At 70.4% G+C, this 24,264-nt stretch carries 24 protein-coding genes; 17 read left to right on the top strand and 7 right to left on the bottom strand.

All coding sequences use genetic code 11. The features are described 5' to 3' along the window. Nucleotides 1-137 precede the first annotated feature (137 nt). Together ABZU75_RS12805 and ABZU75_RS12800 are read left to right on the top strand one after the other, a co-directional pair. A complete protein-coding gene (locus ABZU75_RS12805) occupies nucleotides 138-818 on the top strand; it encodes a hypothetical protein (RefSeq protein WP_355552926.1) in 681 nt (226 codons plus the stop codon). A 46-nt stretch (nucleotides 819-864) separates the two neighbouring features. After that, nucleotides 865-1,800 carry a hypothetical protein gene (locus ABZU75_RS12800; RefSeq protein WP_355552923.1) on the top strand — a complete coding sequence of 312 codons (936 nt, stop codon included), beginning with the start codon at nucleotides 865-867 and terminating at the stop codon, nucleotides 1,798-1,800. A 176-nt stretch (nucleotides 1,801-1,976) separates the two neighbouring features. Here the strand turns inward: ABZU75_RS12800 and ABZU75_RS12795 are convergent, their stop codons facing one another. From ABZU75_RS12795 to ABZU75_RS12775, 5 genes are all read right to left on the bottom strand, one after another. Next, nucleotides 1,977-2,483: a methylated-DNA--[protein]-cysteine S-methyltransferase gene (locus tag ABZU75_RS12795; protein ID WP_355552920.1), complete on the bottom strand. Its 507-nt coding sequence runs from the start codon at nucleotides 2,481-2,483 to the stop codon at nucleotides 1,977-1,979. Beyond that, the gene (locus tag ABZU75_RS12790) at nucleotides 2,480-3,901 is read right to left on the bottom strand and encodes an AlkA N-terminal domain-containing protein (protein WP_355552917.1); all 1,422 of its coding nucleotides are present in this window, start codon (nucleotides 3,899-3,901) and stop codon (nucleotides 2,480-2,482) included. The genes ABZU75_RS12795 and ABZU75_RS12790 overlap by 4 nt, the downstream gene beginning before the upstream one ends. A gap of 111 nt (nucleotides 3,902-4,012) precedes the next feature. Next, nucleotides 4,013-4,969: an NYN domain-containing protein gene (locus ABZU75_RS12785; RefSeq protein ID WP_350911846.1), complete on the bottom strand. Its 957-nt coding sequence runs from the start codon at nucleotides 4,967-4,969 to the stop codon at nucleotides 4,013-4,015. Between the two features lie 101 nt (nucleotides 4,970-5,070). Next, nucleotides 5,071-5,277, bottom strand: coding sequence for an acyl-CoA carboxylase subunit epsilon (locus tag ABZU75_RS12780; RefSeq protein ID WP_350911848.1), 207 nt, complete (start codon nucleotides 5,275-5,277; stop codon nucleotides 5,071-5,073). Next, nucleotides 5,274-6,878, bottom strand: a complete 1,605-nt coding sequence (locus tag ABZU75_RS12775; RefSeq protein WP_355552912.1) for an acyl-CoA carboxylase subunit beta — start codon at nucleotides 6,876-6,878, stop codon at nucleotides 5,274-5,276. Before ABZU75_RS12775 ends, ABZU75_RS12780 begins: the two co-directional genes overlap by 4 nt. A 107-nt stretch (nucleotides 6,879-6,985) precedes the next feature. On the opposite strand from ABZU75_RS12775, the gene ABZU75_RS12770 reads away from it, so the two are divergent. The 3 genes from ABZU75_RS12770 (at nucleotide 6,986) to ABZU75_RS12760 (ending at nucleotide 12,074) form a co-directional block, all read left to right on the top strand. Continuing rightward, complete coding sequence (locus ABZU75_RS12770; RefSeq protein WP_355552909.1) at nucleotides 6,986-7,768, top strand: ABC transporter ATP-binding protein; 783 nt, start codon at nucleotides 6,986-6,988, stop codon at nucleotides 7,766-7,768. Continuing rightward, a complete protein-coding gene (locus ABZU75_RS12765) occupies nucleotides 7,744-9,372 on the top strand; it encodes a hypothetical protein (protein ID WP_355552906.1) in 1,629 nt (542 codons plus the stop codon). Before ABZU75_RS12770 ends, ABZU75_RS12765 begins: the two co-directional genes overlap by 25 nt. 65 nt (nucleotides 9,373-9,437) lie before the next feature. After that, nucleotides 9,438-12,074: a phosphoenolpyruvate carboxylase gene (locus ABZU75_RS12760; RefSeq protein ID WP_355552903.1), complete on the top strand. Its 2,637-nt coding sequence runs from the start codon at nucleotides 9,438-9,440 to the stop codon at nucleotides 12,072-12,074. A gap of 48 nt (nucleotides 12,075-12,122) precedes the next feature. Here the strand turns inward: ABZU75_RS12760 and fdhD are convergent, their stop codons facing one another. After that, nucleotides 12,123-13,010: a formate dehydrogenase accessory sulfurtransferase FdhD gene (gene fdhD / locus ABZU75_RS12755; protein WP_350951695.1), complete on the bottom strand. Its 888-nt coding sequence runs from the start codon at nucleotides 13,008-13,010 to the stop codon at nucleotides 12,123-12,125. A gap of 153 nt (nucleotides 13,011-13,163) precedes the next feature. On the opposite strand from fdhD, the gene ABZU75_RS12750 reads away from it, so the two are divergent. From ABZU75_RS12750 to ABZU75_RS12710, 9 genes are all read left to right on the top strand, one after another. Next, on the top strand, nucleotides 13,164-13,988 hold the full coding sequence (locus ABZU75_RS12750) for a biotin--[acetyl-CoA-carboxylase] ligase (RefSeq protein WP_355552899.1): 825 nt from the start codon (nucleotides 13,164-13,166) through the stop codon (nucleotides 13,986-13,988). Nucleotides 13,989-14,021: 33 nt separating this feature from the next. Continuing rightward, nucleotides 14,022-14,540, top strand: coding sequence for a PH domain-containing protein (locus tag ABZU75_RS12745; RefSeq protein ID WP_355552896.1), 519 nt, complete (start codon nucleotides 14,022-14,024; stop codon nucleotides 14,538-14,540). 3 nt (nucleotides 14,541-14,543) lie between these two features. Next, on the top strand, nucleotides 14,544-15,584 hold the full coding sequence (locus ABZU75_RS12740) for an adenylate/guanylate cyclase domain-containing protein (RefSeq protein WP_355552893.1): 1,041 nt from the start codon (nucleotides 14,544-14,546) through the stop codon (nucleotides 15,582-15,584). A gap of 83 nt (nucleotides 15,585-15,667) precedes the next feature. Beyond that, nucleotides 15,668-16,753, top strand: a complete 1,086-nt coding sequence (locus tag ABZU75_RS12735) for an S-(hydroxymethyl)mycothiol dehydrogenase (protein WP_350911864.1) — start codon at nucleotides 15,668-15,670, stop codon at nucleotides 16,751-16,753. Continuing rightward, nucleotides 16,750-17,367 carry an MBL fold metallo-hydrolase gene (locus ABZU75_RS12730; RefSeq protein WP_355552890.1) on the top strand — a complete coding sequence of 206 codons (618 nt, stop codon included), beginning with the start codon at nucleotides 16,750-16,752 and terminating at the stop codon, nucleotides 17,365-17,367. Before ABZU75_RS12735 ends, ABZU75_RS12730 begins: the two co-directional genes overlap by 4 nt. Before the next feature lie 153 nt (nucleotides 17,368-17,520). After that, nucleotides 17,521-17,742 carry a (2Fe-2S)-binding protein gene (locus ABZU75_RS12725; protein ID WP_342666797.1) on the top strand — a complete coding sequence of 74 codons (222 nt, stop codon included), beginning with the start codon at nucleotides 17,521-17,523 and terminating at the stop codon, nucleotides 17,740-17,742. A gap of 15 nt (nucleotides 17,743-17,757) precedes the next feature. Beyond that, the gene (gene bfr, locus ABZU75_RS12720; RefSeq protein WP_350911870.1) at nucleotides 17,758-18,240 is read left to right on the top strand and encodes a bacterioferritin; all 483 of its coding nucleotides are present in this window, start codon (nucleotides 17,758-17,760) and stop codon (nucleotides 18,238-18,240) included. 251 nt (nucleotides 18,241-18,491) lie between these two features. Next, nucleotides 18,492-19,160, top strand: a complete 669-nt coding sequence (locus tag ABZU75_RS12715) for a response regulator transcription factor (protein WP_012888073.1) — start codon at nucleotides 18,492-18,494, stop codon at nucleotides 19,158-19,160. A gap of 3 nt (nucleotides 19,161-19,163) precedes the next feature. After that, nucleotides 19,164-20,441, top strand: a complete 1,278-nt coding sequence (locus ABZU75_RS12710) for an ATP-binding protein (RefSeq protein WP_355552885.1) — start codon at nucleotides 19,164-19,166, stop codon at nucleotides 20,439-20,441. A gap of 7 nt (nucleotides 20,442-20,448) precedes the next feature. Here ABZU75_RS12710 and ABZU75_RS12705 read toward each other — a convergent pair whose 3' ends face one another. Further along, nucleotides 20,449-20,982: a GtrA family protein gene (locus ABZU75_RS12705; protein WP_355552882.1), complete on the bottom strand. Its 534-nt coding sequence runs from the start codon at nucleotides 20,980-20,982 to the stop codon at nucleotides 20,449-20,451. A gap of 285 nt (nucleotides 20,983-21,267) precedes the next feature. Here ABZU75_RS12705 and ABZU75_RS12700 point away from each other — a divergent pair, with 285 nt between their 5' ends. The 3 genes from ABZU75_RS12700 (at nucleotide 21,268) to purE (ending at nucleotide 24,240) form a co-directional block, all read left to right on the top strand. Then, nucleotides 21,268-22,212, top strand: a complete 945-nt coding sequence (locus ABZU75_RS12700; RefSeq protein ID WP_355552879.1) for a hypothetical protein — start codon at nucleotides 21,268-21,270, stop codon at nucleotides 22,210-22,212. Between the two features lie 192 nt (nucleotides 22,213-22,404). After that, nucleotides 22,405-23,562 (top strand): 5-(carboxyamino)imidazole ribonucleotide synthase, encoded by a 1,158-nt coding sequence (locus ABZU75_RS12695; RefSeq protein ID WP_355552876.1) that lies wholly within the window; start codon nucleotides 22,405-22,407, stop codon nucleotides 23,560-23,562. A gap of 174 nt (nucleotides 23,563-23,736) precedes the next feature. Further along, nucleotides 23,737-24,240, top strand: a complete 504-nt coding sequence (gene purE / locus ABZU75_RS12690) for a 5-(carboxyamino)imidazole ribonucleotide mutase (protein WP_350911880.1) — start codon at nucleotides 23,737-23,739, stop codon at nucleotides 24,238-24,240. The last annotated feature ends 24 nt before the right edge of the window (nucleotides 24,241-24,264 follow it).

Here is a 24,264-nt window from a genome sequence, read left to right as displayed (position 1 = left end):
GCGGCGCGGCGGATGCCCTGCCGGAGACCCACCACGGGAGCGGCGGCGCGGTGGGCCGCCGGATGCGGGGCGAGGGCGGCAGGGGAGCCATGCCGAATCGTGCATATCGGTGGTTCCGGCGGGCGGACGCTCCTAGCGTGATCGGTGTGCGTGTGGTGATCGCGCTGGTCATGCTCCTGTCGGCGGCCTGTACCCCGTCGGAGGCTCAGCCGTTCACTCCCGTCGATCTTTCGGACACCTCTCCCGTCGAGACCTCCTCGCGAGTTCCCGCGCGGCCCTCCCCGCAGGACTCGGCGCGGTCGGCCGCGCCGCGAGAGGAGAAGGTCGGGGTCGCGCCGGGAGTGCGGGTGGTGGTCGAGTGGCCCGCCGCGCCCGACGCCGACACGACCGCGATGATCGAGGTTCTCCGCGACTACTTCGCCGGAGCCTTCAGGGCGGTCGTGAGCGAGGGCCGTGACACCGGCTACCTCGACGTGGTCGAGTACGACGCGGTCGACGACGCGTCCTCCTGGGTGGGGGCGTTTCTCGACGAGCGCAGGTCGGTGCGGGGGACCGCCCGGCTGTACGCCCTGAACGTCAGCGCGGTCAGCGGCTCGGGCGACGACCGGGGGGCGCAGCTGGACGTCTGCGTCGACGAGTCGAAGATGCGCCTCCTCGACTCCTCCACCGGCAAGCCCGTCGCCAGGCAGCCCGACTGGACCAGGAAGCCCTTCCTCCAGTCCGCCGCGATGGGGCGGGCCGCCGACGGGGGCTGGCGTATCAGGCTCTTCCGCCACGCGAAGCTCCCCGACGAGCGCGCGAAGGGCTGCCTCAGATGACTCTCTCCCCGCGGCCGGGACCCGGTCCCCACACCGGAGGTGTTCGATGATCGGAAAAGTGATCCTCGCGGGATTGCTGCTGTTCTCCCCCGCTGTGCCGTCCGACCCTCCCGGCACCGGGGGAGCGACCGGTGAGGGCTTCCAGCACGGCAACAAGGCCGGGGTCACCCTCAAGGACTCCCGGATCGTCGTCACGGGCACCGGGCTCAGCGGGAAGAACGACGGATATCGGATCAAGCGCCCCTGCTGGTACGAGCCCCGGGGCAACGCCGCCGACATGCTGGACTCGCAGCGAGACGCCCTTCCCGACGCCCTCCCCGGGCAGGAGTGGGAGAGGCGGAAGGAGGCGCTGGAGCCGTTCGAGGCCCGGATCGGCCAGGAGGGCACCTGGTGGCAGCGCGCCTACAACTCCGCCGATCCGAACGGGCTGGCGTGCGTGGCCGCGCTGGGCGAGCCCTACGTGTTCGCGCCCCCGAACACCACGCCGCCCGCCGGGATCACCATCGCCGAACTCGTCGAGATCGCCCGCGCCGCGCTGACCGTGCCCGAGCCGAAGATCGAGCTCAATCCGGACGCCAAGAGCTACGTCAACCTGCCGACCTGGGTCTGGCTGAGCGGCATCGGCGAGACCACCAGGTCCGTGACGGCGACGCTGCCCGGGGTGATGAGCGCCACCGTGACCGCCACCCTTGAGGACATCCGGATCGACGCGGGCACCACCGCCGACCGGGCGGAGGTCAAGGAGGAGTGCGGCCCCGGCGGCAAGCCGTACGCGAAGGGCGCCGCGTTCACCTGCGGCGTGCGCTACCTGCGGGCCTCGGTCGACCAGCCGCGTGACGCCTACGTGCTGACGGTCACCTCGGTCTGGCCCATCGAGATCGAGGACGACGTGGTGCCCTTCGCCTACGACCCGGTCGAGGTCGGGGTCACCCGCGACGTCCCGGTGGGCGAGGTGCAGAGCACCGTCAGGAAGACCGGATAGGTGTACCACCCGTGGACGTCGGTGATGGCGGCCCGGTCGAATGATCTCGAAATGGGCGAGGGCCTCGTGACGTGGTGTGAGTCGACCAGGATTCACATCCGCCGGAGGCCCTCATGCCGCACCGTGACGCCCCGCTGACCGAGCTGGGCGCGCCTCATGGTCGAAGACGGCCGGCGTCACTCGCCGGCGATCGCCTTCTCGTGGATGAGCAGCCACCGCTTGACCGGCGTGCCGTAGTAGTAGCCGCCGAACCCGCCGGTGGACGGCAGGATGCGGTGGCAGGGGACGAACGGCGCGATCAGGTTCTGCGCGCACGCGCTCCCGGCCGCCCTGGCCGCCGTCCTCGGCAGGCCCGCCCGCTCGGCGAGCTCGGCGTAGCTGATCGTGACGCCCGGCGGGACCTCACGCAGGGCGGTGAGCAGCCGCTGCCGCTTGGGGGTGCCCGGCTGTTCCAGCGCCACGGAGTCGAGGGCCTTCAGGTCGCCGTCCAGGTAGTCGCGTACGGCACGCGCCGGGTGGCCCAGGTCGGCGGTCAGGTCCAGGCCCTCCGACCGGAGGCCGGGGGAGAGCCGCGCGAACATCTCGTCCGGGGTGTCGGTGAAGCCCGCCGCGACCAGGACGCCCTCGCGGGCGAGCAGCGCCAGCGGACCGGCCGGGGTGGTGAGTACCTGTGCTTCTATCATTCGGAACTCCAAAGATGCAGTGCGGCGTACGCCCGCCATGGACGCCACCGCTCGATGTGGTCTTCCGGGATGCCCAGGCAGGCCATGGCCCGCCGTAGGCCGAGGTCTCCGCCAGGCCAGGCGTCCGGGTCGCGCAGCGCCCGCAACGCGATGTAACCCGAGGTCCACGGCCCGATCCCGGGGACCTCAAGCAGCCCGGCCACCGCCTGGGCGGGCTGCTGTGCCCCGTCCAGGTCGATCTCGCCGTCCGCCACCCTGGCGGCGAGCGCCTTCAGCGTGGCCACCCGCCGCCCGGTCAGGCCCAGCCCGCCCAGATCAGCCTCGTGGAGCTCGGCCGCGGTCGGGAACAGGTGGGTCAACCCCTCGTCGACGCTTGTTCCGGGCTGCGGGCGCCCGGCTCGGGCGGTGACGCGCCCGAGGATGGTGCGGGCACCCGCGACGGAGATCTGCTGGCCGATCACGGCGCGGACGGCCACCTCGAAGCCGTCCCACGCGCCGGGCACCCGCAGCCCGGGACGGGCGGCGACGAGCGGTTCCAGCGAGGTCTCGCCAAGGGCGGCGGAGATGGCCTCGGGGTCCGCGTCGAGGTCGAGGAGGCGGCGGCAGCGGGCGACGATCCTGGCCAGGTGGCTGGTGTCGTCGACGCTCACGTCCAGCCGGACGTGGTCCACCTCGGGGGTCAGGGTGACCGTGCCACCGGGGACGGCGCGGCGGTAGGACGTGCCGTCCGCGTGCTCCAGACCGGGGATCGCCCGCGCGGCCAGGAACCGCATCAGGGCCGCGGCGTCGTACGGCTCCCTGCGGTGTAGCCGCAGGGTCAGCGCGTCGCCCGAGACGTCGGCGCTGCATCGCGTGGTCGCCCGCAGCTCGCCCGGGGTGAACCCGTAGCTGTCCTTCATGGTCGCGTTGAACTGCCGGACGCTGCCGAAACCCGACGCGAACGCCACGTCGACGATCGGCAGCCCGGTCTCGGTCAGCAGTTGCTTGGCCAGCAGCAGGCGCTTGGTCCTGGCCACGGCCAGCGGTCCCACGCCGATCTCCGTGGTGAACAGCCGGTGCAGGTGCCGCCCGGTGATGTGCAGCCGCCCGGCCAGCCGGGCCATCCCGCCGTCGTCCGCCACACCCTCGTCGATCAGCCGGAGCGCCCTGCCGACCAGGTCGCCCCGGTGGTCCCAGCCGGGATCGCCGGGGCTCAGCTCGGGCCGGCACCGCTTGCACGGCCGGAACCCGGCCGCCTCGGCGGAGGCCGCGTGGCGGTAGAACCGCACGTTGCGGCTGGCAGGGGTGCGTGCCGGGCAGATCGGCCGGCAGTAGATACGGGTGGAGGTGACCGCCGTGTAGAAGCGCCCGTCGAACCGGGCGTCCCTCGCGGCCACCGCGCGGTAACAGGCGTCGAAGTCGAGCTCTCTCACGGACATGCTGATGACGCTACTCGCAGCCCACCCCGTACGGCTGGCGGGAATCGGACATGGTCGTGGCGGTCGTCGCGGGGAGGACGGTGATCCGCTGAGGCGTGCCTCGCGGGCGCGTCACTTGGAGGAGACGCCGACCCCGATCTCGAACTCCCGATAGACGCGGGCCCAGAATCCGTCGCGTAGCCAGACGCGTGCCTCGGGGTAGGGGCGGAGGGAGTGGCCCAGCTCCTTCTCCGCCTCGATGAGCAGCTCGGTGTCGATGACCGTGGGCAGGATCGGCCCCGGGAGCAGGTCGCGGATGTTGTCGCGGCCGCGGGTGAGGATCCACTTCTGGGCCACGTGCTCACCGACCTCCTCGACGCGCGGGCGGCTCGGGCCCAGCTTGGTGACCTGGCCCGCGGGGGCCTTGGGCTTGGCGGTGGCGGTGGCGGCGGCGGTGCGCCCGGCGAAGACCTGGGCGGGGGAGGGGGCGCTCGGGGCGGCCGGCACCGGGACCGGCGCGGGGGCCCGGCTGAAGAAGGAGCGCAGGAAGTCGGCACTGATGATCTCGACGGTGTCGGACTCCCAGACCAGGCGCTCGGCCTGGTTGGTGCCGTACGGCGGCTCCACCCCCCACAGGTGGATCCGCACCCCGTAGGCCTGGGCGGCCTCGACGGCGGGGACCATGTCCTCGTCCCCGGCCAGCAGTATGGTGTCGCTCACCGCGTGGTGCCTGGCCAGCGCCTCCAGGTCGCTCCTGATCTGCGCGTCCACGCCCTTCTGCTGGCCCCTCGCGTTGAGGTTGCCCAGGCGGACCTTGACCCAGGGGAGCTGCGCGATGACCCGCTGGTCGACGGTCGGCACCCGGTCGCGGGCGGCGTCGTACCAGTAGATCCTCAGCAGCTCGCCGTGGATTCGCTCCTCCGCGTGCTTCTGCAACGCCTGGATCAGTTCGTCCGCCGCGACCCGGTACTCCTTGCGCTCCTTGGCACTCAGAAGCACCTCTCCCGCCGCGGCGTACAGGTACCCGACGTCGACCAGGACGGCGTACTTCGCGGCGATGGGGTGTGACGTGAGGTCCAGGATGGTCATGTCGTCCTCCAGGCCTCGTAATTAGCTGATCGGCTGACTATATGCGCCCATTTCTTAGATGGTCCCAACTCTCGTGCAAGTTGACACCCCGTTCTGAGGATCTATCTCGGCAGTGCGCTCGATCTCCACGCACCTTGTCCGGTAGGAAGATGTTTTCGCATGCCATGTGAGTGATTGCTCCAGGATTTTGGCGTCTGCAGGGCTTTCGGGCCCGAAGTCGCGGCCGCGGTGTGCGCAGAGATAGCGATCACCACCGCGGCGATCTCCTCGGGGGTCGCATCCCCTTTAATGATCTTCAGGTGTCTCACAGCGGGATGTTCCCATGCTTCTTCGGCGGCAGGGTCGCGCGCTTGTTGCGCAGGGTCCTGAGCGCCTTGATGATCTGGACTCGGGTGTCGGAGGGGCGGATCACCGCGTCCACATACCCACGTTCGGCCGCGAGATACGGGTTGGCGAGCGTGTCCTCGTATTCAGCGATGAACCGGGCCCGCTGGGCGTCCGGATCGGCGGCCGAGGCGAGCTCGCGCCGGTAGAGGACGTTGACCGCGCCCTGCGCTCCCATCACCGCGATCTGCGCGGTCGGCCAGGCCAGGTTGATGTCGGCGCCCAGGTGCTTGGAACCCATGACGTCGTAGGCTCCACCGTACGCCTTGCGGGTGATGACCGTGACCAGCGGCACCGTCGCCTCGGCGTAGGCGTAGAGCAACTTGGCGCCGCGGCGGATGATCCCGTTCCATTCCTGGTCGGTGCCGGGAAGGAATCCGGGGACATCGACAAATGTCAGTACCGGAATGTTAAAGGCATCGCATGTACGTACGAATCTCGCGGCCTTCTCCGAGGCCGCGATGTCCAGCGTGCCCGCGAAACTCATCGGCTGGTTGGCGACGATCCCCACGGAGCGCCCTTCGACCCGGCCGAAACCCACCAGGATGTTCGGCGCGAACTGCGCGTGCACCTCAAGGAATTCGCCGTCGTCCAGGACGTGTTCGAGAACCGTGTGCATGTCGTAGGGCTGGTTCGCCGAGTCGGGGACCAGCGTGTCGAGCTCCCGATCGGAGTCGGTGGTCTCCAGCACCACCTCGGTGTCGAACACCGGGGTCTCGTCCATGTTGTTGGACGGCAGGTAGGAGAGCAGCGCCCTGGCGAACTCCAGGCAGTCGGCCTCGTCGGAGGCCTCGTAGTGGGCGACACCCGAGCGGGAGTTGTGCGTGTGCGCGCCGCCGAGCTCCTCGAACGTCACCTCCTCGCCGGTGACCGTCTTGATCACGTCGGGGCCGGTGATGAACATGTGCGACTTCTCCGACACCATCAGCACGAAGTCGGTGAGGGCCGGCGAGTAGACGGCGCCGCCCGCGCACGGGCCCATGATCAGCGAGATCTGCGGGATCACTCCCGAGGAGTGGACGTTCCGCTTGAAGATCTCGGCGTACAGGCCCAGCGAGACGACGCCCTCCTGGATGCGCGCCCCGCCGGAGTCGTTGATGCCGATCACCGGGCAGCCGGTCTTCAGCGCGTGGTCCATGACCTTGACGATCTTCTCTCCGAAGACCTCGCCCAGAGAACCGCCGAAGACCGTGAAGTCCTGGGAGAACACCGCCACGGGGCGGTCGTCGACGGTGCCGTATCCGGTCACGACCCCGTCGCCGTACGGACGCTCGCGCTCCATGCCGAAGCTCGTGGACCGGTGCCTGGCGAGTTCGTCGAACTCCACGAAGCTGCCCTCGTCCAGGAAGGCGAGGACCCGCTCCCTGGCGGTCATCTTGCCCTTCGCATGCTGTTTCTCGATGGCGCGCGCGGAACCCGCGTGGGCGGCCTCGTCCAGACGGCGTTCCAGATCGGCCAGTTTCCCGGCCGTCGTACGGATATCGGGTTCGGCGGCCGTGGTCTCGGCGCTCAAGGGCTCGCTCATGCCAGCAGGGTAAACCGCCCTCTGACAGTGCGAACTATCGGGGGCGACCGTTCGTTTTCCGGATGAGTCGGCTGATCGCCGGAGCCGTGATCCCGGAAGGGGGGAACATGCCGGACGCCATCGAGGCGGTGCGAACGCAGGGGCTGTTCAAGAGATTCGGGCAGCAGGTGGCCGTGGGAGGCGTCGACCTCGTGGTGCCCGCCGGCAGTTTCGCCGGGCTGGTCGGTCCCAACGGGGCGGGAAAGACCACCACGCTCAGCATGGTCACCGGCCTGCTGCGTCCCGACGGGGGTTCGATCCACATCGGTGGTGTCGACGTCTGGCGCGACCAGGTCGCGGTCAAGAGCCGCATCGGTGTGCTCCCCGAGGGGCTGCGCCTGTTCGAGCGGCTCTCCGGCAGGGAGTTGCTGTCCTACAACGGCCAGCTCCGAGGCATCCCCAGGGCCGAGGTGGAGCAGCGGGCGGAGGGGCTGCTGAAGGTCATGGGCCTGACCGAGTCGGCGGACAAACTCGTCGTCGACTACTCGACGGGTATGCGCAAGAAGATCGGCCTGGCCGCCGCGCTGCTGCACAACCCCGGTGTGCTCTTTCTCGACGAGCCGTTCGAGGGCGTCGACCCGGTCAGCGCCAACACGCTCGTCGAGGTGCTCAGGCGCTACACCGACTCCGGCTCGACCGTCGTCTTCTCCAGCCACGTCATGGAGCTCGTCGAGCGCCTGTGCGACTGGGTCTCGGTGATGGACGGCGGGCTGATCGTCGCCCAGGGGCCGCTGGACGAGGTCAGGGCGGGCCGCAGCCTCAACGAGGCGTTCCTGGGGCTGGTCGGCGCCCGGGGTGACGGTGCGAGCGGGCAGGAGGGCCTGTCATGGCTGGGCGCGACCCCGGCATGAGCGCGCCGAACCGGCAGCGGGCGGTGCCCGGGACCGTGCGGGTGGGGCCCTCGGTGTTCGTACGACTCAAGCTCCGGCTCGTCGCCGGCAACCTGCGCGGCAGCGTCCAGCACCTGCTGGGGTTCGTCTTCACGGTGATCGCCGCGATCGTCTTCGCCGCCCTGGGCTTTTTCGCCATGACCACGCTGCGTCTCGCGTCCGCCGAGGTCGCAGGCGACGTCGTCACCGTGCTGTTCGCCGCCTTCCTGGTGGGCTGGGCGGTCGTGCCGCTGCTCGCGTTCGGGCTGGACGACACGCTCGACCCGTCGCGGCTGGCGCTCTTCCCGCTGCGGACCGGCCAGCTCGCCACCGGCATGTTCGCCGCCTCGATCACCGGCGTCTGGCCGGCCGCCACGCTGGTCGTCATGATCGGGGCCGTGGCCGGACTGGCCACGGGGGCCGGCGGGGTGCTCCTGGGCACGGTGGCGGTGCTGCTCCACTTCGCGCTCTGCGTCGTCCTCTCCCGGCTGGTCACCACGGCGCTCTCCGGCGTGCTGCGCACCCGCAGGGGCCGCGACGTGCTGGCCGTCTCGGTGATCTTCGTCGTGCTGGCGGCACAGCTGCCCAACCTGCTGCTCAACGGCGGTCTGTCGGCCGACCCGGGGGCGATGCTGCGCGGTACCGCCTCGGTGCTGCGCTGGACCCCGTCAGGTATGGCGGCGCACGCCGTCGCCGACGGAGGAGCGGCGGCCCTTCTGGCGATCGTCGTGCTCGCCGCCCTGGTCACCGGGGTGGGGTGGCTGTGGATCGCGGCGCTGCGCCGCGCCCTGGTCTCCCCTGACGCCTCCACCCAGAGCTCCTCGGTGCGCAACTCCCGGGGCCTGCTGGCCAGGGTCCTGCCCGACGGCCCGCTCGCGGCGGTCGTGGGCAAGGAGTTCAGGTACGCCCGCCGTGATCCGCGGGGCAGGGTCGGCTGGTTCGCCGCCGTCGCGGTCGCGGGCATCATGGCCTTCTCGCTGAACGGCCAGGGCGGTCCGACCGGGGTCGCCCTGGCGGTCGCTCCCGCCTGCATCGGCGCGGCGCTGATCAGCATGCAGTGGTGCAACGCCTTCGGCATCGACGGCCGCTCGCTGTGGATGAACGCCGTCGCCTACGGCACCGACCGCGACTGGCGCACCGACATCGCGGGGCGGCACCTGGCCGTGGCGACGATCGGCGTGCCGGTGCTGCTGGTGCTCTCCCTGGTCGCGGCCCTGCTGGCCGGAGACGTCGGCTGGGCGGTCCCGGCCACCCTGACCGCCTGGGGCGTCCTCGGGGTCGGGCTCGGGGTGGGCGCGCTGACCAGCGTGCAGATGCCCTACACCGTGCCCGAACGCCTGAACGCCTTCACGGGTGCGGCTCCGGGGCAGGGCGGCATCGCCTTCGTCGCCTCGTTCGGCGCGCTGATCGGCACCGGCCTGCTCGTGCTGCCGATCGTGCTGCCGGTGCTGTTCGGCCTCACCTGGGTCGCCGCGCTGGCGGTGCCGTACGGACTGCTGCTCTCCGCCGGCGGCCGGAGAATCGCGGGTAAAGCCGCTTTCGCCAGGTATCCAGCGCTGCTGCAGGCGATCTCCAAGGCCGCCTGAATGGTCTAGTCCAATGGGTGAGACCGGTCTCCGCCGGAGAAAACGGACTGGGTACGCTGACGAACATGCCAGCCACCGTGTCTCATCAGGTAGAGCGTTCCTCCGCTGTCACCGAGATGCCCGACGAGCTGCGCGCGGACGTGCGACTGCTCGGCGAGCTTCTGGGGCAGGTCATCGCCGAGCATGGTGGCGATGACCTGCTCGCCGACGTCGAACGGCTGCGCAAGGCAGTCATCGGTGCCCGCCGCAGGCAGGTGTCGGTCGACGAGATCACCGCGATGGTGGCCGAGTGGCCCGTCGATCGCGCGGTACAGATCGCCCGCGCGTTCACGTGCTACTTCCACCTGGCGAACCTGGCCGAGGAGCACTTCAGAATCCGCACGCTCAGGGTCCGCGACACCGGCGAGGAGCCGCTGCCGGAGTCCCTGGCCCAGGCGGTCCAGGAACTCGGTGGCGAGAAGGTCGCCGGCCTGGTCGAGGAGTTGCGCCTGCACCCGGTGCTGACCGCGCACCCCACCGAGGCCCGCAGGCGCGCCGTGGTCACCGCGATCCAGCGCATCAGCGGCCAGCTCGCCCTGTACAACAGCCCCGAGCGGGGTGCCGCCGAGCGGGCGGAGACCCGCCGGCGGCTGCTGGAGGAGATCGACCTGCTCTGGCGGACCGCCCAGCTCAGATCCACCAAGCTCGACCCGCGAGACGAGGTCCGCACCGCCATGGCGGCCTTCGACGAGACCCTCTTCCGGGTGGTCCCGCAGGTCTACCGCGCCCTGGACGCCGCGCTCGGCGGGGGCGGCGGCACCGAGAAGCCCCGGGCCCGCGCCTTCATCAGGTACGGCAGCTGGATCGGCGGCGACCGCGACGGCAACCCGAACGTCACGGCCAAGGTGACCAGGGACGCCGTGCTCATCCAGGCCGAGCACGTGCTGATCGCCCTGGAGACCGCCGCCGGCCGGATCGGCCGCTCGCTGACCCTCGCCGCCGGCTACGCCCCCGCCTCGCCCGAGCTGCGGGCCGCGCTGTCCGCCGCGGTGAACGACCACCCCGACCTGGTCTCGGAGATGGCCACCCGCTCCCCGCAGGAGCCGCACCGGCAGTGGCTGATGTTCGTCGCCGCCCGCATCGCGGCCACCAGGCAGCGCGGTCTCGACCTGGCCTACCGCTCGCCCGAGGAGCTCCTGGGCGATCTGCGGATCACCCAGGAGTCGCTGGTCGCGGCCGGAGCGAGGAGGCAGGCGTACGGGGAGCTGCAGCACCTCATCTGGCAGGTGGAGACGTTCGGTTTCCACCTGGCCGAGCTGGAGGTCCGCCAGCACTCGCAGGTCCACGCCGCCGCACTGGAGGAGATCGCCGCCGGGCGCGTCTCCGAGCGGACCGAGGAGGTCCTGGCCACGATCCGTACGATCGCCTGGATCCAGGAGCGGTTCGGGGTGAGTGCCTGCTCCCGCTACGTCGTCTCCTTCACCCGCTCGGCCGACGACATCGCCGCCGTGCACGCGCTGGCCGCGCACGCGCTGGGCGAGCGGGCCCCCCGGCTCGACGTGGTCCCGCTCTTCGAGTCGGGCGCCGACCTGGCGGCCGCCCCCAGCGTGCTGTCGGGGATGCTGGAGATCCCCGAGGTCCAGGCCAGGCTGGCAGACGACCGGCGCCTGGAGGTCATGCTCGGCTACTCCGACTCCGCCAAGGAACTCGGCCCGGCCGCGGCGACGCTGAAGCTGTACGAGGCCCAGGAGGCGCTGGCCGCCTGGTCGGCCGAGCACGACGTGCCGCTGACGCTCTTCCACGGCCGGGGCGGCGCCCTGGGCCGGGGCGGCGGTCCCGCCAACCGGGCGGTGCTCGCGCAGGCCCCGGGGTCGGTGGGCGGCAGGTTCAAGGTCACCGAGCAGGGCGAGGTCATCTTCGCCCGCTACGGCCACGACGCCATCGCCCGCCGTCACATGGAGCAGGTCACCTCCGCGGTGCTGCTCGCCTCCACCCCGTCCATCGAGGCGCGCACGGCCGAGGCCGCGGGACGCTTCCGGGCGGTGGCCGAGCAGGTCGCCTCCGCCTCGGAGAAGGCGTACCGGCTGCTGACCGAGGCGCCCGGCTTCCCCGAGTGGTTCTCCCTGGTCAGCCCGCTGGAGGAGATCGGCTCGCTCCGCCTGGGCTCCCGTCCGGCCCGGCGCGGCCTCGGCGCGCCCCGGTCCCTGGACGACCTGCGGGCCATCCCGTGGGTCTTCGCCTGGGCTCAGACCAGGGTCAACCTGCCCGGCTGGTACGGCCTGGGCAGCGGCCTGGAGGCGGTCATCTCCGAGGCGGGCCTGGACGAGCTGCGCGCCGCCTACCGGGAGTGGCCGCTGTTCGCCTCGCTGCTGGACAACGTGGAGATGTCGCTGGCCAAGACCGACCGCGACATCGCCGCCCGCTACCTCGCACTCGGCGCCAGGGACGACTTCGTCGAGCAGGTCCTGGCCGAGTACGACCTGACCCGCCGCCTGGTCCTGGAGATCACCGGCCACACCCGCCTGCTGGAGGACCGCAAGGTGCTGTCCCGCGCGGTGCAGCTCCGCGACCCGTACGTCGACGCGCTCTCCCACCTGCAGCTCCGCGCCCTGTCCACGCTCCGCGCGGACGAGGGGCTGTCGGAGGAGGAGCGCGAGCGCCTGTCCACGCTGCTGCTGCTCTCGGTCAACGGCGTCGCCGCCGGTCTGCAGAACACGGGCTGATCTTCTCGCCACCGCCCGCGGGCCCCGCACCGGGTCGGCGGGCGGCGCTCACCGGCCGACGCGGTGCGCCCCCGCGTAGAGGTTGAAGCGCTCCTCGCGCAGGAAGCCGACCAGCGTCATGCCGAACTCCCTGGCCAGGTCGACGGCCAGGGAGGAGGGCGCGGAGACCGCGCAGACGACGGGCAGGCCCGCGGTGAGGGCCTTCTGCATGATCTCGTAGCTGGTCCGCCCGCTGACCATGAGCACGTGCCCGCCCAGCGGCAGCCTCCCGGTCATCATGGCCCAGCCGACCAGCTTGTCCACCGCGTTGTGCCGCCCCACGTCCTCGCGGACCGCGAGCGGCTCGCCTTCCGCGGTGAACAGCCCGGCCGCGTGCAGCCCCCCGGTCTTGCCGAAGACCCCCTGGGCCTGCCTCAGCCGGCCAGGAAGGCCGTACAGGACCTCGGGGGAGACGCGCAGCGGGTCATCGGCGGCGGGCAGCGGTGAGCAGCGGCCACGCAGGGCGTCGAGGCTGGCGGTGCCGCAGACGCCGCACGCGCTCGACGTCATGAAATGCCGGTCGAGCGACGGCAGATCGGGCAGGGCGTCGCCGCGCAGCCGCACGGTCACCGTGTTGTAGCGGGCCTCGGGCGGCACGTCGTCGTCCGCGCAGTAGGCGATGGACGCCACGTCGGCGGGTGCCGCGACGCCCTCGCCGTACAGGAACCCGGCGGCCAGTTCGAAGTCGTGCCCCGGGGTGCGCATGGTGATCGCGACGGTGCGGCGCTCCTCGCCCGCCTGGATCCGGATCTCCAGCGGCTCCTCGGTGGCCAGGTCGTCCCGGCGCTCGTGGAGCGTCCCCGAGCGCATCTGCCCGACCCGTGCCCGCGTGGTGGGCCCCGGCCTCCGCACGGCCTCCACCTCGATGCCGTCCCGCGGGTCAAGGTCTCTGCTCATGCGGTCATTTTCTCTTTTCGCTGCCGTCCGAACGGTTTCATCCCCGTTCGGAAAGCTGGGCTTCGCCTGCGCACCCAGACTTCGTTAATAGTATTCCCTGGTCATTGCCCTAATTCGGTAACAGGGGGTCGTTAGGGGAGGCAAGATGGCTAAGTGCTCGACTCGCCCTTCACTGATCTCGACCGTCCGCCGCTCTCCCAGGCGGCGCTCACCCGCGCGCTGGTCCGTCCCGGCGGCCTCTGGTCCGACATCGCCGTCGTCGCCAGGACCGGATCGACCAACGCCGACCTCGCGCAGGCCGTCCGCGACGGTGCGCGGCAGGGAGCCGTCGTCGTCGCGGAGGCCCAGTTCGCCGGGCGCGGCAGGCTCGGCAGGGCCTGGAGTGTTCCGCCGCGCTCCGGCCTGACCTTCTCGGTGCTCCTGCGCCCCGACCCGCCCCCGGACAGGCAGAGCTGGCTGTCCCTGCTCGTCGCCCTCGCGGTCGCGTCGGCCGTGCGGAAGGTCGCCGAGGTCGACGTCCGGCTCAAGTGGCCCAACGACCTGCTGATCGGCGGGCGCAAGGTCGCCGGGGTGCTCGCCGAGCGGATCGACAACGCGGTGATCGTGGGCGTCGGGCTCAACGTGAGCGTGCGCGCCGAGGAACTGCCGGTGGAGACCGCCACCTCGCTGGCCATCGAGAAGGCCGCCTGCGTCGACCGCGACCCGATCCTGCGGGCGGCGCTGCGGGAGATCGAGCTCCACTACCGGGAGTGGTCGGAGGCGGACGGCGACGCCGAGGCGTGCGGCCTGCGGGCCGCCTATCTCGCGATCAGCGCCACGGTCGGCCAGGAGGTCCGGGTGGAGCTGCCGGGCGAGCGGGTGCTCACCGGCACGGCCACCGGTATCGACGGCGCCGGCCACCTGCTCGTCAGCTCCAAGGGGCAGGAACACGCGCTCAGCGCGGGAGACGTCGTGCATGTTCGTCCGCACAGCTCATGACGTGGGGCATGCAGGCGTGCCACGATTTGCCCCATGGGTCTACCCGATCACCACATGACGGAGGGGGAGCGGCGAATCCGGTCGTTCCACCCGCACTGGAAGCGCCTCATCGGCCCGTTCCTCGCGTTGATTCTGATCATCGCGGGGTCCGGTGCCGCCATTTTCTTCATGCCCGCCTTCGAATACGACTCCTACGCGCGCATCGCGGTGGCCGTGGTCGCCATCGGTCTGCTGACCGTGTGGTCGTTCGTGCCGTACCTGAGGTGGAAGAACACCTCGTACGTGCTCACCTCGCACCGGTTCACCATCAGTACGGGGGTGCTGAACAAATCCATAGACGACATCCCGATGGCGAAGGTCAACACGGTCAGCGCCGACCAGACCCTGATGGAGAGGGTCCTCGGCTGCGGCACGCTCGTCGTCGAGTCGGCGGGCGACCATGGCCGGATCACGCTGCGGGACATCCCGCGGATCCAGGATGTGCGGGCCGAGGTGTTCCGCGCGCTCGACGACGCGATCGACGGGGAGCCATCGGAACACGGCGGGCGGTGACCGGTGGGGCGTAACCCCCTGGGCCGGGGGGAAGGCGCGGGCGGAGAGGAGGAGATCTTCGCGGGACGTCCCACGGCCGAGCAGATCGAGCACCTGTTCGTCGGCACCTCTCCCAGCTACACCCGGATCCAGGTGGCGAGCCTCGCCGAGCTCCCGCAGGAGCTCACCGAGCGGATCTGGCGCGCGCTGGGGTTCGCCACGCTCCCCGATGACGAGGTGGCCTTCACCGACGCGGACGTGACGGTGCTCAAGCGGGTCCGGATGATGATGGAGAGCGGCCTGCTGGACGACCGGACCGTCATCCGGATGGCCAGGGCGCTCGGCCAGACGACGGCCAGGCTCGCGCAGTGGCAGGCCGAGATCATGATCGGTGCCATGCTCGACCCCGGCCGGCGTCCCACCGACGAGGACCTGGCGGGGGTCATGGAGACCGCGCGCCGGCTGCTCCCCGACTTCGAGCAGGTCCTGATCCACGTCTGGCGAGCTCAGCTCGCCGCCGCGGGGACCCGCCTGCTGGCGATCGCCGACATCACCGACGAGATCGTGCCGACCCGGCTCACCCTCGCGGTGGGCTTCGCCGACCTGGTCGCCTTCACCCGGGTCGCCCGCGAGCTGGACGAGCGGGGCCTGGCCGAGCTGGTCGAGGGCTTCGAGGCACGGGCCTCCGACGTGGTCGCCGAGCACGGGGGGCGGCTGGTCAAGACACTCGGTGACGAGGTGCTCTTCACGGCGGCCGACCCGCGGACTGCGGCCATGATCGCTCTGGACCTGGTCGGCGTCATCCAGCGGTACGGGCTCGACGCGCGGATCGGGCTGGCGTACGGCCCGGTGCTGCCGATCATGGGCGATGTCTTCGGGACCACGGTCAACCTGGCCGCCAGGCTCACGGCCATCGCCCGCCCCGGCACCATCGTCGTCGACAGCGAGCTGGCCGAGGCGCTGGAGGGCGCGCCGGGCGTCGAGGTCGGCCGCATCCGGCGGCGGCCTGCCCGGGGTCTGGGGGTGGTGCAGCCGTACGTGCTGCGCCGGGCTGGTAATGATTGAGGCGGGGGCTTCTCCAAGGCCGTCCAACCGGTAAGCGAGTCCCGTGGGGCTCGGTGAGTTTCGCAACAGATGAGGTGCAGGACATGCCGTACACCGTCCAAGGCGTGGTCGCGCGTGGAAAGGGCGAGCCCGTCTCGCTGGAGACCGTTATCGTGCCCGATCCGGGGCCGGGCGAGGCCGTGGTGACGGTGCAGGCCTGTGGTGTCTGTCACACGGACCTGCACTATCGCGAGGGCGGCATCAACGACGAATTCCCGTTCCTGCTCGGTCACGAGGCCGCCGGAGTGGTCGAGGCCGTCGGCGCGGGCGTCACGGAGGTGGCGCCCGGTGACTTCGTGATCCTGAACTGGCGGGCCGTCTGCGGCAACTGCCGGGCGTGCCTGCGCGGCCGTCCCTGGTACTGCTTCAACACGCACAACGCCACCCAGAAGATGACCCTGGAGGACGGCACGCCGCTCAGCCCCGCCCTGGGCATCGGCGCCTTCATCGAGAAGACCCTGGTCGCGGCCGGGCAGTGCACCAAGGTCGACGCGTCCGCGCCGGCGCAGGTGGCCGGGCTGCTCGGCTGCGGCGTGATGGCGGGCCTGGGCGCCGCGATCAACACCGGCGGGGTGACCCGCGGCGACAGCGTGGCGGTCATCGGGTGCGGCGGCGTCGGTGACGCGGCCATCCTCGGCGCCAGGCTGGCGGGCGCCTCGAAGATCATCGCGGTGGACGTGGACGACCGCAAGCTGGAGTGGGCCAAGGAGTTCGGCGCCACCCACACGGTCAACTCCCGCACCTCGGACATGGTCGAGTCGGTCAGGGAGCTCACCGGCGGCAACGGCGCGGACGTGGTCATCGAGGCGGTCGGCCGCCCGGAGACCTACAAGCAGGCTTTCTACGCCCGTGACCTGGCCGGGACCGTGGTCCTGGTCGGGGTGCCGACCCCGGAGATGACGCTGGAGCTGCCGCTGCTCGACGTCTTCGGCCGCGGCGGCGCGCTGAAGTCCTCCTGGTACGGCGATTGCCTGCCCAGCCGCGACTTCCCCATGCTCATCGATCTCTACCTGCAGGGGCGGCTCGACCTCGACCGCTTCGTCTCCGAGACGATCGGCCTCGGCGACGTCGAGGACGCATTCGCGAAGATGCACCGCGGCGAGGTGCTGCGCTCGGTGGTGGTCCTGTGATCGACAAGGTGGTCACCTCCGGCACCTTCTCGCTGGACGGCGGGACGTGGGAGGTCGACAACAACGTCTGGATCGTCGGTTCGGCCGACGAGGTGGTCGTCATCGACGCCGCGCACGACGCCGCCGCGATCGCCGAGCGGGTCGGTGACCGCGAGGTGAAGGCCATCGTCTGCACCCACGCGCACAACGACCACATCGACGCGGCGGCCGACCTCGCCACGCGGGTGGGCGCGCCGATCCTGCTCCACCCGGCCGACCAGGTGCTGTGGGAGATGGTCTACGCCGACCTGCCGTACACCCCGCTGAAGGACGGTCAGGTGATCTCGGCCGGAGGTGTGGATCTGACCGTGCTGCACACGCCGGGTCACGCTCCGGGCGCGGTCTGCCTGTACGGGGCGGAGATCGGCGCGCTCTTCAGCGGCGACACCCTGTTCCACGGTGGTCCCGGCGCGACCGGGAGGTCCTTCTCCTCCTTCGACACGATCATCGAGTCGATCAAGGGGAGGCTGCTGACCCTGCCGCCGGAGACGACCGTGTACACCGGCCACGGCGACTCCACCTCGATCGGCGAGGAGGCCGGTCACCTGGAGGAATGGCTGGCCAGGGGACACTGACCGGCAAGTCCGCCGCGACGCGCCCCGGCCCGCGCCGGGGCGCGTTCGCGTGTCCGGCGCCGTGCGGGATGGAGGCTTCGTGGCGATGACGGGTAGATTAGGGGTGTGTGTCGTAGCTCACGTAGGCAAGGCTAACCAAATGAGTTACTTTAGGTGTGCCTAACCTATGGTACGCTCCTGAGAGGTCGCACCCCCGTGTATGTATGCGTCTGCCGCGCGGTCACCGAAAACGAGGTGCACGACTGCATCTCGGCAGGGGCGAAGAGCGCGCGCCAGATTCGCGACGCTACGGGTGCCGGTGGCGACTGCGCTTCTTGCGTGCGCAAGATCTGTGCGATCCTGAAGCGGTCTGAGGATCTGATTCCGACCGCATAGCACGAGGAGCCCGCCATGCAGGGCGACAAGAAAATCATCGAGCTGCTCAACGAGCAGTTGACCGCGGAGCTGACCGCGATCAACCAGTACTTCCTGCATGCCAAGATGCAGGAGAACTGGGGATACACCAAGCTCGCGAAATACACTCGCGAAGAGTCCATGGACGAGATGCGGCATGCGGAGAAGCTCACCGACCGCATCCTCTTCCTTGAAGGACTGCCCAACTACCAGAAGCTGGGCATCCTGCATATCGGCCAGACCGTCGCGGAGCAGCTCCGCGCAGACCTGGACGTCGAGCTTGAGGTGGTCAGCCGGCTGAGGCCCGCCATCATCCTGATGCGTGAGAAGGGCGATGTCACCTCGGCCCGCATCTTCGAGGAGATCCTTGAGGACGAGGAGCACCACATCGACTATCTGGAGACCGAACTGGGTCTGATGGAGAGTCTCGGGGAGCAGCTCTACCTCGCCCGCTACGCCGAGCCGCCGTCACCGTCTTGAGGTGAATTAAGTAGAACACGCCCACCGGATCCTCTCTGGTAGGGCGTGTTCTGCTTTGCCGGTCAATCCTTTGGTGCGCCTGTGCTTTCGAGGAACTTCCAAGGTGGGAGACCTACTCCGAAACCCTCGGCCGTTGCGGGATGACTATCCGGGATTTATCAGTGTTTGCCCAGGTCAATGGATAGGTCAACGACGAGTCAAACCGCGCGCTGTACCCGGGAAACGATCCTCTAAGGTCCTACGATCGCAACATGACCTGTGTACTACTCGCCGAGGATGACACCTCGATTTCCGAGCCACTGGCGCGAGCTCTGCGCCGCGAGGGTTATCAAGTAGAGGTGAGCCCTGACGGCCCGCAGGCTCTGGAGCGGGCTCTGTCGGGTGGCATCGACCTGATCGTTCTCGACCTGGGGCTGCCCGAGATGGACGGCCTGGAGGTGGCCAGGCGCATCCGCGCCGAAGGCCATGGAACTCCGGTGTTGATCCTCACCGCCCGCGTCGACGAGGTCGACACCGTGGTGGGCCTCGACGCCGGGGCCGACGACTACGTCACCAAGCCGTTCCGCCTCGCCGAGCTGCTGGCGCGCGTCCGCGCCCTGCTGCGGCGCGGCACGTCCGAGACGCCCGTGGTCCAAGGCGTGCGCATCGACGCCGACTCCCGTCGGGCGTGGATGGGCGACAAGGAGCTGCATCTGACCACCAAGGAGTTCGACCTGCTGAGGGTCCTGGTCCGCGACGCCGGAAAGGTGGTCACCCGCGAGCAGATCATGCGCGAGGTGTGGGACACCAACTGGTGGGGCTCGACCAAGACCCTGGACATGCACATCTCGTGGCTACGCCGGAAACTCGGTGACGACGCCGCCAAGCCCCGATACATCACAACCGTTCGAGGGGTCGGCTTCAGGTTCGAGCGCGAGTAGGAAATGCGCCGACGCCTGCTCTCCTCAACCCTCCTCGTCGCGGTCATCGGGGTGCTGCTGCTTGGCATTCCCCTCGCCGTGGCGGTCAACAGGCTCATCGAGGAGGAGGCGATCCAGCAGCTCACCTCCCATGCCAAGAGCCTGCTGGGGGAGGTCGAGTACGCCCGGATCCAGGATCAGCCCATCGACGAGCAGCAGCTGGAGCGTAAGTATTCCCAGCTCTACATCCAGATCTATGCAAAAGGCACGCCTCCCCAGGTGATAACGGTGGGCACCGAGCCCCCCGAGAGCCAGAAGATGACCGCGGACGCACAGTCGGAGAACGGCGTGTACGTCGCGGTCAGCCGGGACAAGACGGGGGTGGAGCGTGAGGTCCGCGCATGGCTCTTCCTCATCCTGGGGCTCGCCGCGGCTGCTCTCGCGGTCGCGGTCGGGCTTGCCATCGTGCAGTCGCGCCGCCTGACGTTACCGCTCAGCGACCTTGCGATGATCGCTGAGCGGCTCGGCTCCGGTGACGCGAGGCCGAGCAAGCACCGCTACGGCATCCAGGAACTCGACCGGGTGGCCGAGGTGCTCGACCGTAGCGCGACCCGCATCTCCGACCTCCTGGCCAGGGAGCGGGAGTTCGCGACCGACGCCTCCCACCAGCTCCGCACCCCGCTCACCGGCCTGACCATGAGGCTTGAGGAGATCGTCGCCGCCGCGGACGAACCGGGGATCGTCAAGGAGGAGGGCGAGGCCGCCATCGTGCAGGCCGAGCGGCTCACCGCGGTGATCGACGAGTTGCTGGCCACCGCCAGACGACAGCGTCAGGCGCAGGCCGAGAGCGTCAAACTCGACACGCTGCTCGACCAGCAGTTCATCGAGTGGGGCCCGGCGTTCCGCAGGGTCGGGCGGCAGCTGAGGCTGGCCGGTACGCGTGAGCTCCAGGCGCTGGGCACCGGCGGCGGCATCAGCCAGGTGATCTCCACCCTGCTGGAGAACTCGCTGGAGCACGGCGGCGGCACGGTGACCGTGACCACCAGCGCCAAGGACAGGTCCATCGTGATCGAGGTGGCGGACCAGGGCAAGGGCATACCAGACGACCTTGCCCCGAGGATCTTCGAGCGGAACGTGAGCGGGGCCGGCGGTACGGGTCTCGGCCTGCCCCTCGCGAGGGCGCTGGCCGCCGCCGACGGGGGGCGCCTGGAGCTGATACGGCCGCGTCCCGCGGCGTTCGCGTTCTTCCTGCGCCCGGTGGGCGACACGGGCAGGAACCGGATCGTCCGGGGGCCCGCCTGAGCCTGCTCTAGCGAGGCAGGGTCGGCGGCGAGTTCTCCTCCGAACTCTTGTTCAGCAGGTACACGTGGCCGTTGACCTGGCTCTTCGACGCCGCCGGCGGACTCGTGTCGGCACCGGGCAGGAAGACCCACTTCTTGTACGACCAGAACCTGAACAGGGTCCCCAGGGCGGTGCCGGTGAGCATGGCGATGTTGTAGCTCAGGGCGTCTTCCAGGCCCAGGGTGTAGGTCACGAAGCCGATCACCAGCAGCGAGATCAGCAGGCCGATGGCGTTGAGTATGAAGAACAGGGTGTACTCGCGGGCCAGGCCGCTCTGCTCCCGGTGCCTGAAGGTCCAGTAGCGGTTGCCGAGGTAGGCGAAGGTGGCCGCGATGATCGTGGCGATGACCTTGGAGGTGAGCGGCCCCCAGCCGATGCCGAACCGGAGCAGGTTGGTGCCGCCCGTGTCGATCACGAAGGCGACCGCACCGATCGTGCCGAACTTGGCCAGTTCTCGCGCCAGTTCGGCGAGCCGCCGGTAGGCGTGTCGGAGAAACTCCACGTTTCCTGCACGGTCCTTTCGGGGTCGGCCACTGATCCGCCACGTTGGAGGACCTCGAACACTGTCGAGCCAGGTTACCGGTGCTCGGCCACGGTCCGCGCGGCATCGCTCCGCCGGTGCACATAGCCGTTATCAAGTGCTATTTCAATAAATATCGCATAACGCCGGTTAAATCGGCTCGTCCGACGTTACGCTAATCCGGTAGATCACGGAATGCCGTTGGAGAACCGTGATCGGTCCTGACGGACTGCCGTACGCGACGGCCACTACCCCGGGGATCAACCCTTGCGCCGCCGACTCCTCGCTCTGATCCTCGGTCTGTCGATGATGACCGGTTGTGGCGCGCGGAGAGACGCGCAAGGCGCCGCCCCCGAGGCCGGACCGTCGCGCGAGACGTCCGCCGGGGTGGAGCTCGCGGAGGCGATCCAGGCCTTCACGCTGCTGAGAAAGCTTGACGACGCCTGGCGCGACCGGGACTGCGCGGCCGTCGGCAGGCTCACCACCTGGGCGGAGAATGCGCTGGGCGGTCGTGCCTGTGAGGCGACCCGGAACGGCCGCCCAGCCCCCGCCAGGAAGTCCTACACCGAGGCGGAGTTCTACCTGCCCGGCACGGCCGACAGCGACCGCTGGTTCGTCGCCCTGGCCCGCGAGCCCGACCCGGCCTACTTCCTGTTCGTCCATGAGGGGGGCGAGTGGCGGCTGGGCGCGGGCCCCATCCCGATACGGGGCGAGGTCCGAGAGCCGACCGAGGGGGCGGTGCCCACCGACGACCCCGCCATGGGGGTCAGGGCCCGTCTCGTCCCGCAGCGCTATCTGACCTACCTGACCGACCCCGCGGGGGTGAGCGGAGTGACCTTCCCCAAGGACGACCCCGTACGCGACCTCTTCGACGAGCTGGTCAGGCGCCCGCAGAAGGTGCGGCCCGACCGGCTCACCGCGGACGTCCGTCTGCTCGTCGGCCCGCAGCGCGCGCTGCGACTGCCCGACGGCGGCGCGCTGGTCATCCACGCCCTGGAGCTCGAATACCGGCAGCGGGCCCGTTCCGGCCGATCCTCCCTGGCCCACCCGATCTACGGCAAGGCCGACCTGCGCGGCTTCACCGGCCGTGCCAGGGCGGCCGAGCTGACCGGGACCGAGATCGCGCTCGTCGCCACCGAGATCGCCGGCACGGGTGCCAAACTCACCACGGCCGGCCTCCGCCGCGGCCTCGCCACCCTCACGACGGGCTGAGAGCCCCGGAACGGGCTCGGGGGCGGGGCCCCGACGGATTCGGCGGCCTCCCTCGTACGACCCTGCTGGGGGCCTCCTGGCGGGCGGGCCGCCTGCACGGCGGCCTGCCGCCTCGCCGGGAGCGGCTGTCAGGATCGGCCAGGCGCCTCCCACCAGCCGCCCCCGTACCGCGTGCCGGTAAACTTAACCCCCGTGAGCAGCCCTTCCTTGGCCAGTCCCATCGGACCCGTCGTCGGCGTGATCGGAGCGGGCCAGCTGGCCCGGATGACCCAGCAGGCGGCCATCGCCCTCGGCGTCGAGCTTCGAGTCCTGGCCAACTCGTCAGACGAGAGCGCCGCCCGCGTGATCGCCGACGTACGCCTGGGCGACTACCGGTCCCTGGCGGACCTGCGCGACTTCGTCAAGGGGTGCGACGCGGTCACCTTCGACCACGAGCACGTGCCCACCGAGCACATCCGTGCCCTGGTCGAGGACGGCTTCGCCGTGCACCCCGGCGCCGACGCGCTCGTACACGCCCAGGACAAGGCGGTGATGCGCGAGCGGCTGACCGGGATCGGCGCCCCGTGCCCGCCGTGGCGACGGGTCGAGACGGCCGCCGACATCGAGGAGTTCGCCGCGGAGAACGGCTGGCCGGTGGTGCTCAAGGCGATCAGGGGCGGTTACGACGGGCGTGGCGTCTGGATCTGCCGCTCCGCGGATGACGCGGCCGAGCCCCTGGCCTCCGGGGTGCCGCTGATGGCCGAGGGGTTCGTGCCGTTCGAGCGGGAGCTCGCCGTGCTGGTCGCCAGGTCGCCGCACGGCCAGGGCGTCAGCTACCCGGTGGTGGAGACCGTCCAGCGTGACGGCATCTGCGTCGAGGTCCTCGCCCCCGCACCCGGCCTCGATCCCGAGCAGGCCGCGGTGGCCCAGCGGATCGCCCTGAACATCGCCAAGGAACTGGGCGTGACCGGGCTGCTGGCCGTGGAGATGTTCGCCACCTCCTCGGGCCTGGTGGTCAACGAGCTGGCCATGCGCCCGCACAACAGCGGCCACTGGACGATCGAGGGGGCCCGCACCTCCCAGTACGAGCAGCACCTGCGCGCGGTCCTCGACCTCCCGCTCGGCTCACCCGCGCCGGCCGCCCCCGTCGTGGTGATGGCCAACCTCCTGGGCGGTGACGACTCCGACATCTTCTCCCGGTACGAGCACGTGATGGCGCACGACCCGGGGATCAAGATTCACTTCTACGGCAAGGAGGTGCGACCGGGGCGCAAGATCGGCCATGTCACCGCGCTCGGCACCGACCTGGAAGAGGTACGTGCGCGCGCCCGGCACGCCGCCGTCTACCTCACCGAGGGAAGATACACCTGAGCCCAGCGGGCCTCATCGGGGGAAACGCGTCCGAGCCCGCAGGCCGGTCGCCCACCCGTCCGGGGCACCGCCGCACCGTCACGGCCCCGACAGCACGGAGCGCCACCGCACCCGCGGGGGCCACGCAACCACAGTGAACGCGCGCGGCCCCGGGCCGTGAGGCAAGGAGAGAGCATGACCACCGTCGGCATCGTCATGGGCAGCGACTCCGACTGGCCGGTGATGAGGCTCGCCGCCGAGGCGCTGGCCGAGTTCGGGGTGGAGTTCGAGGCCGACGTGGTCTCCGCGCACCGGATGCCCGAGGAGATGATCGCCTATGGCGCGCAGGCGGCCGGGCGCGGGCTGAAGGTGATCATCGCGGGTGCCGGGGGAGCCGCCCACCTGCCGGGCATGCTCGCCTCGGTGACCCCGCTGCCGGTGATCGGTGTCCCGGTCCCGCTGAAATACCTCGACGGCATGGACTCCCTGCTCTCGATAGTCCAGATGCCCGCCGGGGTCCCGGTCGCGACGGTCGCCGTCGGCGGTGCCCGCAACGCGGGCCTGCTGGCCGTCCGGATCCTCGCCGCCGCCGACGAGGGACTACGGGCGAAGATGGAGGCGTTCCAGCTCGCTCTCAAGGAACAGGCTCACGCCAAGGGTGCCAGGCTCCGCGCCGAGGCCGCCCAGCTCGGTGCCTGATATCGCCATCTTTGACCGATGGCT

The sequence above is a fragment of the Streptosporangium sp. NPDC005286 genome, from assembly GCF_040607515.1.
Classification (GTDB): Bacteria; Actinomycetota; Actinomycetes; order Streptosporangiales; family Streptosporangiaceae; genus Streptosporangium.
The sequence above is the reverse complement of the archived record's forward strand: the minus strand, read 5'-3'. Positions and strand labels throughout refer to the sequence as shown.